General features: G+C 52.0%; 13 protein-coding genes. 3 read left to right on the forward strand and 10 right to left on the reverse strand.

The genetic code is table 11. The features are described from left to right. Positions 1-39: 39 nt before the first annotated feature. Positions 40-1965 (reverse strand): oxidoreductase, encoded by a 1926-nt coding sequence (locus tag INF30_RS02850; RefSeq protein ID WP_076777250.1) that lies wholly within the window; start codon positions 1963-1965, stop codon positions 40-42. A gap of 201 nt (positions 1966-2166) precedes the next feature. Continuing rightward, the gene (locus tag INF30_RS02855; protein ID WP_076777249.1) at positions 2167-3006 is read right to left on the reverse strand and encodes a sugar phosphate isomerase/epimerase family protein; all 840 of its coding nucleotides are present in this window, start codon (positions 3004-3006) and stop codon (positions 2167-2169) included. A 193-nt stretch (positions 3007-3199) separates the two neighbouring features. On the opposite strand from INF30_RS02855, the gene INF30_RS02860 reads away from it, so the two are divergent. After that, positions 3200-4087 carry a LysR family transcriptional regulator gene (locus tag INF30_RS02860; protein ID WP_226394156.1) on the forward strand — a complete coding sequence of 296 codons (888 nt, stop codon included), beginning with the start codon at positions 3200-3202 and terminating at the stop codon, positions 4085-4087. A gap of 282 nt (positions 4088-4369) precedes the next feature. Here INF30_RS02860 and INF30_RS02865 read toward each other — a convergent pair whose 3' ends face one another. The 4 genes from INF30_RS02865 to INF30_RS02880 all read right to left on the reverse strand — a co-directional run bounded on the left by INF30_RS02865 (position 4370) and on the right by INF30_RS02880 (position 8837). Next, positions 4370-5380 carry an NAD(P)H-dependent glycerol-3-phosphate dehydrogenase gene (locus INF30_RS02865; protein WP_408639745.1) on the reverse strand — a complete coding sequence of 337 codons (1011 nt, stop codon included), beginning with the start codon at positions 5378-5380 and terminating at the stop codon, positions 4370-4372. A gap of 99 nt (positions 5381-5479) precedes the next feature. Then, on the reverse strand, positions 5480-6127 hold the full coding sequence (gene plsY, locus INF30_RS02870) for a glycerol-3-phosphate 1-O-acyltransferase PlsY (RefSeq protein WP_076777246.1): 648 nt from the start codon (positions 6125-6127) through the stop codon (positions 5480-5482). Between the two features lie 2 nt (positions 6128-6129). Next, entirely contained in the window at positions 6130-7458 is a 1329-nt protein-coding gene (gene der / locus INF30_RS02875) for a ribosome biogenesis GTPase Der (RefSeq protein WP_076777245.1), read from the reverse strand. Between the two features lie 65 nt (positions 7459-7523). Then, positions 7524-8837 (reverse strand): DUF512 domain-containing protein, encoded by a 1314-nt coding sequence (locus tag INF30_RS02880; RefSeq protein WP_226394157.1) that lies wholly within the window; start codon positions 8835-8837, stop codon positions 7524-7526. 123 nt (positions 8838-8960) lie between these two features. Here INF30_RS02880 and INF30_RS02885 point away from each other — a divergent pair, with 123 nt between their 5' ends. Then, a complete protein-coding gene (locus INF30_RS02885; protein WP_076777243.1) occupies positions 8961-10148 on the forward strand; it encodes a ribose-phosphate pyrophosphokinase in 1188 nt (395 codons plus the stop codon). Between the two features lie 89 nt (positions 10149-10237). Here INF30_RS02885 and INF30_RS02890 read toward each other — a convergent pair whose 3' ends face one another. The 3 genes from INF30_RS02890 to INF30_RS02900 are packed head-to-tail and all read right to left on the reverse strand — an operon-like array spanning position 10238 to position 12481. Continuing rightward, on the reverse strand, positions 10238-10768 hold the full coding sequence (locus INF30_RS02890; RefSeq protein WP_226394158.1) for a hypothetical protein: 531 nt from the start codon (positions 10766-10768) through the stop codon (positions 10238-10240). Between the two features lie 44 nt (positions 10769-10812). After that, positions 10813-11817 carry a tryptophan--tRNA ligase gene (trpS, locus tag INF30_RS02895; RefSeq protein WP_226394159.1) on the reverse strand — a complete coding sequence of 335 codons (1005 nt, stop codon included), beginning with the start codon at positions 11815-11817 and terminating at the stop codon, positions 10813-10815. Positions 11818-11845: 28 nt separating this feature from the next. Next, positions 11846-12481: a histidine phosphatase family protein gene (locus INF30_RS02900; protein ID WP_076777240.1), complete on the reverse strand. Its 636-nt coding sequence runs from the start codon at positions 12479-12481 to the stop codon at positions 11846-11848. Between the two features lie 413 nt (positions 12482-12894). Between INF30_RS02900 and INF30_RS02905 the strand changes: the two genes are divergently transcribed. Continuing rightward, a complete protein-coding gene (locus INF30_RS02905; protein WP_076777239.1) occupies positions 12895-13374 on the forward strand; it encodes an S-ribosylhomocysteine lyase in 480 nt (159 codons plus the stop codon). 46 nt (positions 13375-13420) lie between these two features. On the opposite strand, the gene INF30_RS02910 is transcribed toward INF30_RS02905, so the two are convergent. Continuing rightward, on the reverse strand, positions 13421-14044 hold the full coding sequence (locus tag INF30_RS02910) for a DUF5662 family protein (RefSeq protein WP_226394160.1): 624 nt from the start codon (positions 14042-14044) through the stop codon (positions 13421-13423). Between the last annotated feature and the right edge of the window lie 42 nt (positions 14045-14086).

A 14086-nucleotide genomic window follows, 5' to 3' on the forward strand; every position in this document is an offset into this window, starting at 1 on the left:
CCTCAATCATTCTTGCACTGTGCCTCTGCCCTGCTCCGCTTAGATCTGGATCGCGGCTGCGTAGGCTTCTTTTGTGGCGTCCAGAGCTCTTCTTGCCCTTGTGGCGTCACCGATCACATAGACTTCCTGTCCAAGCTCTTCCAGCTGCTCGGCAAAAGGATTGTAGTTTCTGAATCCCATGGAAAGGACAACAGAGTCAAATCCTCTCACTTCATGCATGGTTCCGTCCGGGGACTCATATGCTACGCCGTCCTCATAGAACTTGCATACCTTTGCGTTTGTGATCTGTTTGATATCATAATTCTTAAAGTCTTCCATAAGGAATACTCTGTGCTCGTGGATCACGTCAGCGCCCACTGTGTCGCGGAACTCGATGACTGTCACATCATGCTCCTGCTCTCCTAAGAAGGCAGCTGTCTCGCAGCCCACCATACCGCCGCCTACGACAAGGACTTTCTTGCCGGCAGCTCTCTTGCCGTCCAGCAGGTCGGAGCCGTGGATGATAGCCGGGTTGTCGATGCCCTCGATAGGAAGGATCAGTGTGCGGGAACCAGTTGACACGATCACTGCATCCGGTTTCTCTGCTTTCACAAAGTCCAGATCAACGGTTGTGTTTTTGTGGATCTTCACGCCGGCCTTCTCACATCTTACGATGTAGCTGCGGATCATGTTTGTGATGTCACCTTTTCCGGGCGGGTAAGCAGCCAGACGCATATTTCCGCCCAGTCTGTCTGTGCTCTCGTACAGAGACACATCATGTCCTCTCTCCGCTGCGATAAAAGCTGCGCACATGCCGGCCACACCGCCGCCGATGACCATGACTTTCTTGGATTTCTCAGCCTTTTTCAGGCCCTCTGCCTCATGGCCCAGGAAGGGGTTTACAAGACAGCAGATCGGCTCGCCTTTGTACATGTTTGCCACACATCCCTGGAGACATGCGATACAGGGGAACATATCCTCCAGCTTATCGTTCATGGCCTTCTCAGGCATGCGGGGATCTGCCAGTGACTGGCGTCCGAAAGCCACCAGGTCCGCACGTCCTTCTCTTACCATCAGCTCTGCGAAATATGGCTCTGTGTAGCGTCCCACTGTGATGACCGGGATGGACACAGCCTTTTTGATCTCTGTCACAAGATCAGCGGAAAATCCTGCATGTACAGCTGTTGGAGCCCACATATACTCGTCTTTGATATGCACGGCACGGGATACATGAAGTCCCTCCACGCCACAGTCTTCCAGATATGCTGCGATGGCTGCGCTGTCGTGTACGTCATCTCCGCCTTCCACTTCGTCGGAGCTGTTGATGCGGGCCAGGATGGCAACTTTGCCGCCCACTCTTCTCTTTACTTCCTCCACGATCAGACGCGGGAAGCGCATCCTGTTCTCAAAGTTTCCGCCGAATTCATCGGTACGCTTGTTGGTTCTCGGGGAAATGAAAGAATTCACAAGGTAGCCGTGAGCCATATGGATCTCCACCGCGTCGGCTCCGCCCTTCATGGCGCGCTCAGCGGCATCGCCGTAGCCTTTTACCAGCTCATATACTGTCTCTGTCGGCACCTCCACCGGTGTGTCCTTTCCATATACAGAAGGGATGGCAGAAGCTGCCACGATCGGTGCGCCTGCGTTCACCGCATTTCCCTCCGGGCCTGCGTTCTGCAGCTGGATGGAGACCTTTGCCCCCTCAGCGTGACAGGCATCTGTGATCTTCTTCAGGCTCTCAATGCTGTTGTCGTCATAGAGGCAGGGCTTTCTCGGTCCGCCTTTTGCGTTGTTGTGTACAACCGTCGCCTCAATGGTGATCAGTCCGAACTGTCCTTTTGCCCTCTCTGCGTAGTAGGCAACAGACTGGTCGCTCCATGTTCCGTCTGTGTTGGCAAAGTTATTGCCCATGGGCGGAACAACAAAGCGGTTTTTTACTGTCATAGGTCCAACCTGGATCGGGGAGAACATTGTCCTAAATTTCATAATTTTTTTCCTCACTCTCAACTATTCATATATTCACTTACGGTTATTCTGACAGGTTTTTATCATTCCCGTCACTTTTTTAACACTCTTTGGCTGCGCACATCGGACTTATCTCTCCGATCATACGTAACCTCGAAATCGTGCCGCGCAAGTCAAAAAGATAAGTCCGAATGTCTGCGTTACTGTTTTCTTTTATTCTTCTTAGTCCTCAACCATTTCCGGCCATGCTTCTTTTAACACTTTTTCTGTGTTTTCATATGTATAAGCAGCAGCCTCTTTCAATCCTCTTGAAAGGATCTCATCAGAGATGACTTCCACACCGATAACCTTCGGGTCAACCCCGGCATCCTTGATCATCTTCACGAAACCAGCTGTGTCTTTCGCACCTGTTCCGGGAGCGAGACGGTCATGCATGGACTCATCTCTCAGGATGGATTTTGCATACGGTCTGTCATAGGCATCGTTGATCTGGATGGAGATGACTTTCTTCGCCATCTCCTCTGTCAGGATGTCGTATGGCTGATCTGCTCTTACCCAGTGCCATGTATCCAGGATCATGTATGCGTTCTCAGCGCCGGAGGCTTTCACTACATCCCATGCTTTTTTCAGATCCGGGATTCCGCTGTAGGGCATTGGCTCTACGCCGATGATCCGCTTGCCGGCTCTGTGGCAGAGCTCTTTTAATTTCTGTGCTGTGTGCTCAACAGAGTAGTTTTCCATCAGTCCGCAGTTGATGTGGTTCACGCCGAACAGGTCGCACATATGGAAGCACATCTGCTCTTTGTATTTCTGTTCGTAGGAGCGGTTGTCCTCTGCCCACTGCACAATATACTCAACCTCTGTCACCTTCATGCCGTGCTTGTCAAGGATTGCCAGAATGTCCTCATCATAGAGTCCCTCGTTCAGCGCATCCACGTATGTCTCTGCGCGAAGGCCGATACCCTCGTATCCTGCTTCTTTTGCAGCGATCACACGATCCTCAAATTTGCACTGGTCGCCTAATGTCCATGAGCTGACTGTGATTGGATTTTTCTTTGACATAGTTTTTTCTCCTTCCGTTGTTAAAATTGAACACTTCTCTTACTTTTTCTTCGTTCAATCTTGTGATATTTACTATGCCTTTATTATATTCTATTGTTAAAATAAAAACAAATTCATAATGTAGCACGAATTCATAGAAACTATTTATGGTTTGTGATAAAATATATCTAATATATACACAGGAGGAACCCTGATGAACCTATATCATTTACGGTATTTCGTGACACTTGCTCATCTGGAGCACTATACAAAGGCAGCGGAGCTGCTGTCTATCACCCAGCCCAGCCTCAGCCATGCCATCTCGTCTCTGGAAAGCGAGCTGGGCGTAAAACTGTTTGAAAAGGAGGGGCGCAATATCGTCCTGACCAAATGCGGACAGGCTTTTCTCGAGGACGTGGAGCAGTCTCTGAGCATTCTGGACTCCAGTGTGAACAAGCTGCAGATGACAGGCAGCGGCGAGGGGCAGATCGACATCGCCGTCCTGCGCACTCTGAGCACACATCTTGTCCCCGGCCTGGTGCGGGACTATATTAAGGAACATCCCAAGCAGAACATTGATTTCCGCTTTCACAACTCCACCGGACTTACACCGGACATGATCGAGGGGCTCAAAAGCCGGAAGTACGATATTGCCTTCTGCTCCAAAATGGAAAATGAGCCGGCTATTGAATTCATTCCCGTGTCCAAGCAGGAACTGGTACTGATCGTCCCCAACGGTCATCCGCTGTGCACCCGGGACGAGATCGACCTGGCTGACACGCTGCCCTATCCCCATATCGGTTTTTCCCGGCGAAGCGGTCTGCGCCCCATCATTGACAAGCTGTTCAAGGAGTGCAAAGGCCAGCCCCAGTATACCTACGAGGTGGAGGAGGACCAGGCTGTGGCAGGTCTTGTGTCCGCCGGCTTCGGCATCGCTGTGGTGCCCCACATGGCTCTCCTTGCCTACATGCCGGTGCAGATCATCCGCATCGTCAATCCCACCTGGGAGCGGATGTTCTACATGTGCACCCTGAAGGACGTGTACCAGGCGCCCGCCATCAACGACTTCAAAGAATTTGTAAAACGCCACGCAACTGTTTAATAGGGGACGTAATCCTTTTAAAAAGTATTACGTCCGAAATCACTTTAACTGGTGTGTAATTGTGCAAACCCACAACTATCTTTTTACACATTTCCCATAAAAAGTGATGATTTATCTGTCAAAAAAGCGAGAGCCTCTTCCGTAAAACACGGGAGAAACTCTCGCTTTTTCTTTTATGATCCGTCAAACGAAACCAAACACTGCATTGGTTCATCTGACACAATTACACACCAGTTGGTTTAAATCCGGACGTAACACTTTTAAAGAATATTACGTCCCCATCTAACTCCAGGGTTTTGCGTTATGCTCTGCCTTGCCTTTGCGCATCATCAGATCGTACACGGCTTCTTTTGCATCCTTATCTTCAAAGAGGATGGCATTGACCTGCTCGATAATGGGAAGGTCCACACCGTATTTCTTTCCGAGGGCTACAGCGGCCTTTGTGGAGTAAACGCCCTCCACCACCATCTTCACCTCATCCATGGCCTCCTGCATGGTCTTGCCCTGCCCCATCAGGTAGCCGGCCTTCCGGTTCCGGCTGTGGACACTGGCGCAGGTCACGATCAGGTCGCCGATGCCGGTAAGTCCCATAAAGCTCTCCAGGGCTCCGCCCATCTTGACACCCAGGCGTGCGATCTCGTGGATCCCCCTTGTGATGAGGGCTGCCTTTGTGTTGTCCCCGTATCCCAGTCCGTCGGCCATACCTGCAGCCAGAGCGATGACATTTTTCAGGGAACCGCCCAGCTCAATGCCCAGGATATCCGGGCTTGTATAGACGCGGAACACCTCGTTCATAAACATCTCCTGGAGGTACTCTGCGGTCTCCTTTGTCTTTGCGCCCACAACCACACTTGTGGGGATCTGCCGTCCCACTTCCTCCGCATGGCTGGGTCCGGACAGGACAGCCACATTGGCCTGAGGAATCTCCTCCTCGATCTGCTCGGAGAGGGTCATCAGCGTGGACTCCTCAATCCCCTTTGCCACATTCACGAGAATCTGCCCCTCTTTTACATAGGGACACATGTTTCTGGCTGTGCTTCTCGTAAAAGTAGAAGGCACTGCCAGGACGACAAAATCCTTGTCCGTCACAGTCTTCTCCATGTCTGTGGTAAACTCCATATCCTTCGGGATCTTCACCCCAGGCAGCTTGCTCTTGTGCTCCCTCTCTCTGGAGAGCATCTCCACTTCCTCCTCATTGATGGACCAGACGATCACCTCATGCCCATTCTTGTGGAGAAGAAGCGACAGGGCTGTCCCCCAGCTTCCGGCTCCCATAATCCCAACTTTTGCCATAATCTTCCTCCTTCCCGGCCCGCCTGCATATCCTGACGGGGCAGGGCCGCATACTCTGTTTATAAAGACGGTTCACTGGACCGTTCTATTCGCTCGCTATTATTTGCTCCTGCCCACACTCAGCTTGTTCTCTGTGCCGTTCATCAGGCGTCCGATGTTAGCTTTGTGCTTGTAAAATGCTGAGACAACCACAAGCGCCGCCAGCACGTACATTTCCGTCAGATGACTGCCGTCCACATGGAAACCTCCCATCTGCCCGTACACGACCACGCAGATAAAATATGTAACCACAACCACGAGGGACCCCACGGATACATACTTGGTGGCTGCCACGCTGATGAGAAATACAGCCAGGCAGATCAGCATGATCCAGATATTCCATGTAGTGATGATAATGCCGGCAGTGACCGCAATGCCCTTTCCGCCCTTAAACTTCATATAAAACGGATAATTGTGTCCCAGGATAGCTCCCAGGCCTGCATACTGGGAGAGGACCGGCATGATATCGCCGTGCGCTCCTCCGAAGATCAGTCGCACGACAAGAACAGCGAACACGCATTTGAGGCAGTCTCCAAGGAGAGTAATGACACCCGCCTTCCAACCCATCGTGCGCAGAGCGTTGGTCGTTCCCGCATTTCCGCTCCCCTTTGTGCGGATGTCAATATGCTGCGTCTTTCCGTACAGATATCCTGTCTGGATCAGCCCGAAAGCATATCCGATGGCCAGACAAATAACTCGTTCTAACATGATTACTGCTCCTTCTCCTTCCGCTGGCGGATAAAGAATTTAAGAGACGTCCCCTTAAATCCAAAGGCCTCCCGGATTTTATTTTCCAGATACCTGGTATATGAAAAATGCATCAGCTCTTTATCATTGACAAAAATGACAAAGCTGGGCGGCTTCACCGCCACCTGAGTGATATAGAAAAGCTTCAGTCTCTTTCCCTTGTCTGAAGGCGGCTGCTGCATGGCCACAGCCTCCATCATGATCTCATTGAGAACGCCCGTGGCCACCCGGAGGTTCTGGTTCTGGATCACCATATCGATCTTCTCAAACAGCTTGTGAAGTCTCTGGCCGCTCTTGGCGGACACATACATGATCTCTGCGTAGGGCATGAAAGAGAGAACCTGGCGCACCTTGTTCTCGTACTCCCGCATGGTCTTGTCGTTTTTCTCGATGGCATCCCACTTGTTCACCACAATAATGATGCCCTTTCCTCTCTCGTGGGCAATGCCTGCGATCTTGGCATCCTGCTCTGTGACTCCTTCTGTGGCGTCAATGACGACCAGCACCACATCCGCCCTCTCCACAGCTGTCACTGTACGGATGATACTGTACCGCTCCAGCTCCTCCTTGATCTTGTTCTTCCGGCGAAGGCCCGCTGTGTCGATAAACACATACTCTTTTCCGTCATGGACCACCTCTGTGTCAATGGCATCCCGGGTGGTTCCGGCAATATCGGACACGATCACTCTCTGCTCGCCCAGAAGCTTATTGATAATGGAAGACTTGCCTACATTGGGCTTGCCTACAATGGCCACCCTGGGCCGCTCGTCCTCCTCCTCTTCCCCTGCGTGTTCCGGGAAATGAGCGATCAGGGCATCCAGCATATCTCCCAGTCCAAGCCTGGAAGATGCAGAAATCGGAATGGGATCCCCGATCCCCAGATTATAGAACTCATAAACATCTGCCATGAACTTATCAAAATTGTCTACTTTATTTACTACAAGAAGCACCGGCTTGCCGGACCGCCGCAGCATATCCGCCACCTTGGCATCCGCGTCCTGAAGTCCCTGGCGCACATCCGTCAGGAAAAGAATGACATCCGCTGTATCTATGGCAATCTGCGCCTGCTCCCGCATCTGGGAGAGGATCACATCTTTGCTCTCCGGCTCGATCCCTCCGGTGTCGATCAGCGTAAATTCACGGTCCAGCCATGACACCTCCGCATAGATGCGGTCCCTTGTCACGCCCGGCGTGTCTTTTACGATGGAGATCTTCTCACCGGCCAGCACATTAAATAAAGTGGATTTTCCCACGTTTGGCCGCCCCACGACGGCTACTACTGGTTTGCTCATATTGCTCTCCTTCTCAAATTACTGACATTTTATCTCTCGCCCGGCCTCTGACTGACCGGATCTTTTTATCTAAGTTTCAGCACAGCATCAATAAAATCCTGCCCGCTTGATTTTACAATATCTATTTCTGATTGTAAAGCATCTTTCAGCTCTGTGAGGGTCACATCGTCCAGGAAAACTTCCTCCTGGCTGCGAAACATATTGCAGGGGAGAAGAAGCGCCTTCCCCAGATCTTTCCCGGCCAGCTGCTCTTTCAGATCCTGCCCTGTGATCAGGCCGGCCACTGTGATCCTCTCGCCGAAATAGCGGTTCTCGATCTGGTACGTGTGGATCACTGTCCCGGGATACCGGCTCTTCAACTTCTCCGCCATACTGCATATGAGCGGATAGGCCAGTTTCCCCGTGGCCACAGACACCTCCCGCGAAAGATCATCCCCTGGGAGTCCGTCAAAAGCCTCCTGGAACTCATTTTCCAGAAGCCGCATCATCCCCACGCCGTTCTCCAGCTGCAGATACCCGTCGTACCGCTCCTGTGGCGGCATCTCCTCCCCGGCCAGCAGGTACCACTCATCTCCGGCATGGATGAAATGGCTCCCCCACTTTTCGTACAGCTCATCCTGCCAGCGGTGGACCACTTCCAGCACCTTTCGGGCATCCTCCGGGGTGAAGGGCTCCAGCGGATACAGGCCATCCCTGTATTTCGTCAGCCCCACCGGTACCACGGACACACTCTGCAGGCAGGGAAGATACCCGGACAGATCCCGGATGGTCCTCTCCAGCTCCTCACCGTCGTTGATCCCCCGGCACAGAACGATCTGTCCGTTCATCTCAATCCCCGCCTCGTACAGCCTGTCCACCTTCTTCAGCGCCTCACCGGCAAATCGGTTGTGGAGCATCTGACAGCGCAGCTCCGGGTTGGTAGTATGGAAAGAAATATTGATAGGCTCCAGGTGATACCGGATGATCCTGTCAATGTCATGGTCGCTCATATTGGTCAGCGTCACATAGTTTCCCTGCAGAAAGGAGAGTCTTGAGTCGTCGTCTTTGAAGTAGAGCGTGTCCCGCATCCCCTTCGGCATCTGGTCGATAAAACAGAAAATACATTTATTTCTGCAGGAGCGGTACTCATCCATGAGGCCCTGCTCAAACTCAATCCCCAGGTCCTCCTCATAGTCCTTCTCAATCTCCAGCTCCCACTCTTCCCCGTCCGGCTTCTCTATAGTAAGCACAAGCTGCTCGTCGTTGACGTAAAAATGATAATCAAAGACATCCTCTACCTCCTGGTCGTTGATGGACAGAAGAATGTCCCCCTTCTCTATGCCCAGCTCCTCTGCAATGCTGCCGGGCTCTATGCTCTTGATGATATGTCTGTGTGCCATATAAAATACCTCTGCTGTTTCTTATCTAATAAAGTATAACATATTTTGACCGATTAGTTGACCATTTTACCATAAAAGTGCTATAAATAATAGAGGAAAAAACATATATGACTGGAGGAACCTATGTCAGATTTAAAAGTACTGGAACGTGCCCTGCCCGTGGCTCCCTTAAAGATCGCAGCTCTTGAGAGCTGTACAGAGCTGGGGAAAAAGGTAAATGACTATATCGTGCAATTTCGGAAGGACACATCAGAGGAGACACTCAGCTCTCCCGTCTATTCTTCCTATCAGATGGACAACTATCTGATCGAGTGCCACTGTCCCCGCTTTGGAAGCGGCGAGGCAAAGGGTACGATCAAAGAGACTGTCCGTGGCAAGGATCTCTTTGTAATGGTAGATGTATGCAACTACAGCCTGACCTACTCGGTGAACGGCCACGTAAACCACATGTCCCCGGACGACCACTACCAGGACCTGAAGCGCATCATCTCCGCGGCAAACGGAAAAGCCCACAGGGTCAATGTGCTGATGCCTTTCTTATACGAAAGCCGCCAGCACAAGCGCACAAAGCGCGAGTCCCTGGACTGCGCCCTGGCGCTGGAAGAGCTGGTGGAAATGGGTGTGTCCAACATTATGACCTTCGACGCCCACGACCCCAGAGTGCAGAACGCCATCCCGCTCATAGGCTTTGACAACTTCAACCCGCCCTACCAGTTTATGAAGGCACTGCTCAGGGCTGAACCTGACCTGGTGCTGGACAAAGAGCACCTGATGATCGTCAGCCCGGACGAGGGAGCCATGCACAGAGCTGTGTATTTCTCCAATGTGCTGGGCGTGGAGATGGGCATGTTCTACAAACGCCGTGACTACTCCACCATCGTGAACGGCAAAAACCCCATTGTGGCCCATGAATTCCTGGGGGCTGATGTCAAAGGCAAGGATCTGATCGTTGTGGATGACATGATCTCCTCCGGAGAGAGCATGCTGGATGTGGCAAAACAGCTGAAAGACAGAGGGGCTGCCCGCGTCTTTGTGTGCACCACCTTCGGGCTTTTCACTAACGGCATGGAGATCTTTGACGACTATTACAACAAGGGCTACATCGATCACCTGATCACCACCAACCTCACCTATCTGCCGCCCGAGACACTGAGCAAGCCCTACTTCACTGTGGCAGATATGAGTAAGTTCATCGCGCTGATCATCGACTCACTGAACCACGACATCTCCATTGGAGCTGTCCTTGATCCGACAAAGAGAATTCACGCGCTGGTAGAAAAACACAAAAAAGAACTGGCTGCAAGAAAGTAGCAGCAAAACTGGCAGCAAAAAACTCCCGAACCGGGGACATCTCATTTTGTCCACAGTTCCGGGAGTTTTCTTCTTGGGAAAAATCTCTCTTAAGCCTGCTGCCCTGCCTGCGCCAGCCTCTCTCTCAGCACCTCGTAGGCCCTGTCAAAGTCGGCTGTTTCTCTGCCTCTGTCTCTTGCGATCTCATGCCTTTCCCCTCTTTTGTCCGTGAGAAATAAAGCCTTCTCCTCGCCTTTTCCCAGTCCTACTTCCACCTTTGCCATGTCGCTGAGGCGGTAGACAAGCACATCTGCCCGAAAGGAGAGTACATACTCTCTTGCCACAAGCAGGCGGAAGGCAGGTACCTCCACCGCATCCGGGGCGATCAGCTGGTTAAAAAAGGCAGCCTTGTCCTCGATCCATGAAAGTTTTGCGCGCAGCGCTCTCTGGCTCCTGACATTCAGCACAGCCAGCACGACCCCTGCCGCCGCCAGCACAGCGCCGATGACCGGACTGTTGAGGGCAGCAATGAGCGCCACCGCCAGCAGGCTGATCCAGACGATCATCCCTGTGCGCAGGCTCTTTGCTCTCTCCTCTATAAAATCATAATACTTCTGCTCTCCCGCAGTCTGTATTGCCATCACGTAAGCCTCCGTATCTCCATTTTTTCGCCGTCACAGAAGATTTAGCGGATGCGTTCCGGGAATCCCACTTTTTTCTGCACCTTGCGCAGCGTCTTATTTGCGTAGTATCCTGCTTTCTCCGCATTCTCCTTGATAATGCCGTCAATGTATGCCTTGTCCTTTGTAAGTCTTGCCGCCTCTTCCTGCAGAGGTTTCAGCACAGAGACAACAGATTCTCCTACAGCCACCTTAAAATCTCCGTATCCTCTGCCGTCAAACTCTTTTACCACTTCTTCCGCTGTCTTTCCGGTGCAGGCGCTGTAGATGTTGATCAGGTTCTTGACTCCCGGCTGCTCGTCCCTGTAAAGGATCTGTGCCTCAGAGTCCGTCACAGCCCGCTTGCATTTGCGCATGATCGTATCCGGATCGTCCATGAGGTAAATGCTGGCATTGGGGTTTTCATCTGATTTGGACATCTTCTTTACAGGATCCTGGAGGCTCATAATTTTTGCCCCCACTTTTCCTATATAGGCCTCCGGGATGGTGAACACATCCCCGTAAATATTATTGAACCTCTCCGCAATGTCTCTTGTGATCTCAAGATGCTGCTTCTGATCCACTCCCACTGGCACAACGTCTGCCTGGTAGAGAAGGATGTCCGCCGCCATCAGCACCGGGTAAGTGAAAAGTCCGGCGTTGATATTGTCCGCGTGCTTGGCCGCCTTGTCCTTAAACTGGGTCATCCGGTTCAGCTCACCCATGTAGGTGAAACAGTTCAGGATCCAGGCCAGCTCCGCATGCCCGGACACGTGGGACTGGTAGTAGATGCAGTTCTTCTTCGGATCCAGGCCGGCCGCGATGTAGAGGATGAGAAGCGCTCTCGCCCTCTTTCTCAGAGTTGCCGGGTCCTGCCGCACTGTGATGGAATGCATGTCCACCACGCTGTAGAAACATTCATACTCGTCACTCAGCGTCACCCAGTTCTTCAGCGCTCCCAGATAATTTCCAAGGGTCAGGTTCCCTGTCGCCTGCATCCCGCTGAATAGTACTTTCTTGTCATTGATCATGTCTGTGTCCTCCCATTTTTATAATCGATCATTTTGCCCAGGGTTCTACTTCATCCTTGTAGTACACCACATTTTCGGACAAAATCTGGAATTTTCCATCTCTGCAGTCCACTTCCGTGACTGCGCAGTTTTTGTGCACCCCCGCGCCCCAATACTGGGACAGAGGAGCCTTTCTTATGTAGCAGAGCAACCCCGCCAGCGCGGCGCCGTGAGTGGTGAGCAGGATCTGCTTTCCCTCGTATTCCGGAGTGCGGGCCAAATCCTCCAGGAACTCTCCCGTCCGGTCCCTCACCTGTCCAAAATCTTCTCCTCCCGCAGGAGCTCTGTACCTGTCCGGGCCGTCGAAAAAGCGGCGGAATTCTTCCGGCAGCTCCCAGCCTTCACTGGAGCAGCACTTTCCCTCGTACTCTCCAAAGGCCATCTCCTCGATCCGCGGTTCCTCTATGATGGGGACATCTCTTCCATCCAGTATGATCTGCGCTGTCTCCTTTGCCCTGGAAAGAGGGCTGGTAAAACAGAGATCAAAATGCACATCCGCAAGACCTTTGGCCGTCTCCCTGGCCAGGTGCCTCCCAAACTCATTAAGAGGAATGTCTGACTGTCCCTGTATCTTTCTCGCTTTGTTCCAGTCCGTCTCTCCGTGACGGACAATATATAATTTCATCTGTTGTGCCTCCCTTCGGGGCGCTTCGCACGCCCTCTCCTCGCCGTGCCGGACACTTCGGGGCGCTTCGCACGCCCTCTCCTCGCCGTGCCGGACACTTCGGGGCGCTTCGCTCCCCTCTCCTCGCCGTGCCGGACACTTCGGGGCGCTTCGCTCCCCTCAGTGTCCCGGGCTTCGCCCTATGAAAAGAAAAGGCCGCATCCCCGTCTGCTAGCAGCCGGCCTGCCGCCTTTTCTTTTCGCACGGCTCAGGCCTATCTCACACATTATACCACACCTGTGTTGTTTTGCCATAGAAAATCCATGAAAAAAGTGGTAGACTGAAGTATAGGGCATTTTTGCCTGGCATACTCTGGCAAAGGCAAAATCTGTTTTGCCCTGACTGACATATTATATTGGAAAGGATGATCTTACATGGAAAAGATTACAAGTTTTACCATTGACCACATAAAACTGGTCCCGGGCGTGTATGTCTCCAGAAAAGACATGGCCGGAGACTGTGTGGTGACCACTTTTGACCTGCGCATGACAAGCCCCAACGATGAGCCGGTCATGAACACGGCCGAAGTCCACACCATCGAGCACCTGGGCGCCACCTTCCTGAGAAATGACCCGGACTTTAAAGACAAGGTCCTGTATTTCGGGCCCATGGGCTGCCGCACCGGCTTTTACCTTCTGCTGGCCGGCGACTATGAATCTGAGGACATTGTCCCTCTTATGAAAAAGATGTTCTCCTTTATCGCAGAATTTGAGGGGGAAGTTCCGGGCGCGTCACCAAAAGACTGCGGCAATTATCTGGATATGAACCTTCCCATGGCAAAATACCTGGCAGAGAGATACTTAAAAGAGGTGCTGGAGGGGATCACAAAAGAGCGGCTTGTCTATCCGGAATAAAAAAATCCTGCACTCGGCGAAAAAAGGGACTCAGAAAGGGTCCCTTTTACCAATTCCAGCTCTTTTCATTTTTCTGCGGATGATTTTTGTGTTCCCCTGACTTCTCAGGCTCCCACTTTCTATTGTAGGGAAAGTCTTTCTTCAGCACCACGTTACGGATGTAGGCATAGGTTTTCTCCTCTCCGTCCCGGGCCAGTCGCTTCAGCAGGTCGTGGAGAAGCTGCGCTGTCTCGGGGTGGATCATCTTTCCCAGCATGGCTGCACCCTTCTCGTAGTACTGGAGGGGATGCCAGTCCTCGTATTTGTCCTTCTGGTATGTCTTGGAAGCGGAGATCCGATCTACAAACATTTCCGCCACATACCGGGCAGGCATCTTCATGCCGATGATTCCGTCCTCTTTGTGCATCCCGTAATCGATCCAGTATTCATAGTGATGCTTGTTCCGGCCCTTGTGGTGAAGCCAGGCAGAGGAATATCCCTTCGCCTCCCGCTCTGCATTGTTGGGACTTCTCGTCCCCTGATAGTACTTGCAGCCCACAAAAAACTCCACCGGCGAATACTTGGACATATCGTGGAGCAGCCCCTGACGGTAGAGCCCCAGCTTAAAGCAGCCCTTCATGACAAGGATCTTGTGATGAGTAATTGTGCAAAAATGTTTCCATGCCTTCATCTTTTTATACTTCCTTCTCAAATTCATTCCTTTTCTATACCT

Origin of the sequence: Claveliimonas monacensis (genome assembly GCF_014982975.1) — a bacterium.
Lineage (GTDB): Bacteria > Bacillota > Clostridia > Lachnospirales > Lachnospiraceae > Claveliimonas > Claveliimonas monacensis.

Excerpts from the sequence above, each read along its gene's own strand:
- der (WP_076777245.1), bottom strand. The coding sequence starts at position 7,458 with ATGAGCAAACCAGTAGTAGCCGTCGTGGGGCGGCCAAACGTGGGAAAA.
- INF30_RS02900 (WP_076777240.1), bottom strand. The coding sequence starts at position 12,481 with ATGAAATTATATATTGTCCGTCACGGAGAGACGGACTGGAACAAAGCG.
- INF30_RS02860 (WP_226394156.1), top strand. The coding sequence starts at position 3,200 with ATGAACCTATATCATTTACGGTATTTCGTGACACTTGCTCATCTGGAG.
- INF30_RS02855 (WP_076777249.1), bottom strand. The coding sequence starts at position 3,006 with ATGTCAAAGAAAAATCCAATCACAGTCAGCTCATGGACATTAGGCGAC.
- INF30_RS02910 (WP_226394160.1), bottom strand. The coding sequence starts at position 14,044 with ATGAAGGCATGGAAACATTTTTGCACAATTACTCATCACAAGATCCTT.
- INF30_RS02850 (WP_076777250.1), bottom strand. The coding sequence starts at position 1,965 with ATGAAATTTAGGACAATGTTCTCCCCGATCCAGGTTGGACCTATGACA.
- INF30_RS02890 (WP_226394158.1), bottom strand. The coding sequence starts at position 10,768 with ATGGCAATACAGACTGCGGGAGAGCAGAAGTATTATGATTTTATAGAG.
- trpS (WP_226394159.1), bottom strand. The coding sequence starts at position 11,817 with ATGATCAATGACAAGAAAGTACTATTCAGCGGGATGCAGGCGACAGGG.
- INF30_RS02905 (WP_076777239.1), top strand. The coding sequence starts at position 12,895 with ATGGAAAAGATTACAAGTTTTACCATTGACCACATAAAACTGGTCCCG.
- plsY (WP_076777246.1), bottom strand. The coding sequence starts at position 6,127 with ATGTTAGAACGAGTTATTTGTCTGGCCATCGGATATGCTTTCGGGCTG.
- INF30_RS02885 (WP_076777243.1), top strand. The coding sequence starts at position 8,961 with ATGTCAGATTTAAAAGTACTGGAACGTGCCCTGCCCGTGGCTCCCTTA.
- INF30_RS02865 (WP_408639745.1), bottom strand. The coding sequence starts at position 5,380 with ATGGCAAAAGTTGGGATTATGGGAGCCGGAAGCTGGGGGACAGCCCTG.
- INF30_RS02880 (WP_226394157.1), bottom strand. The coding sequence starts at position 8,837 with ATGGCACACAGACATATCATCAAGAGCATAGAGCCCGGCAGCATTGCA.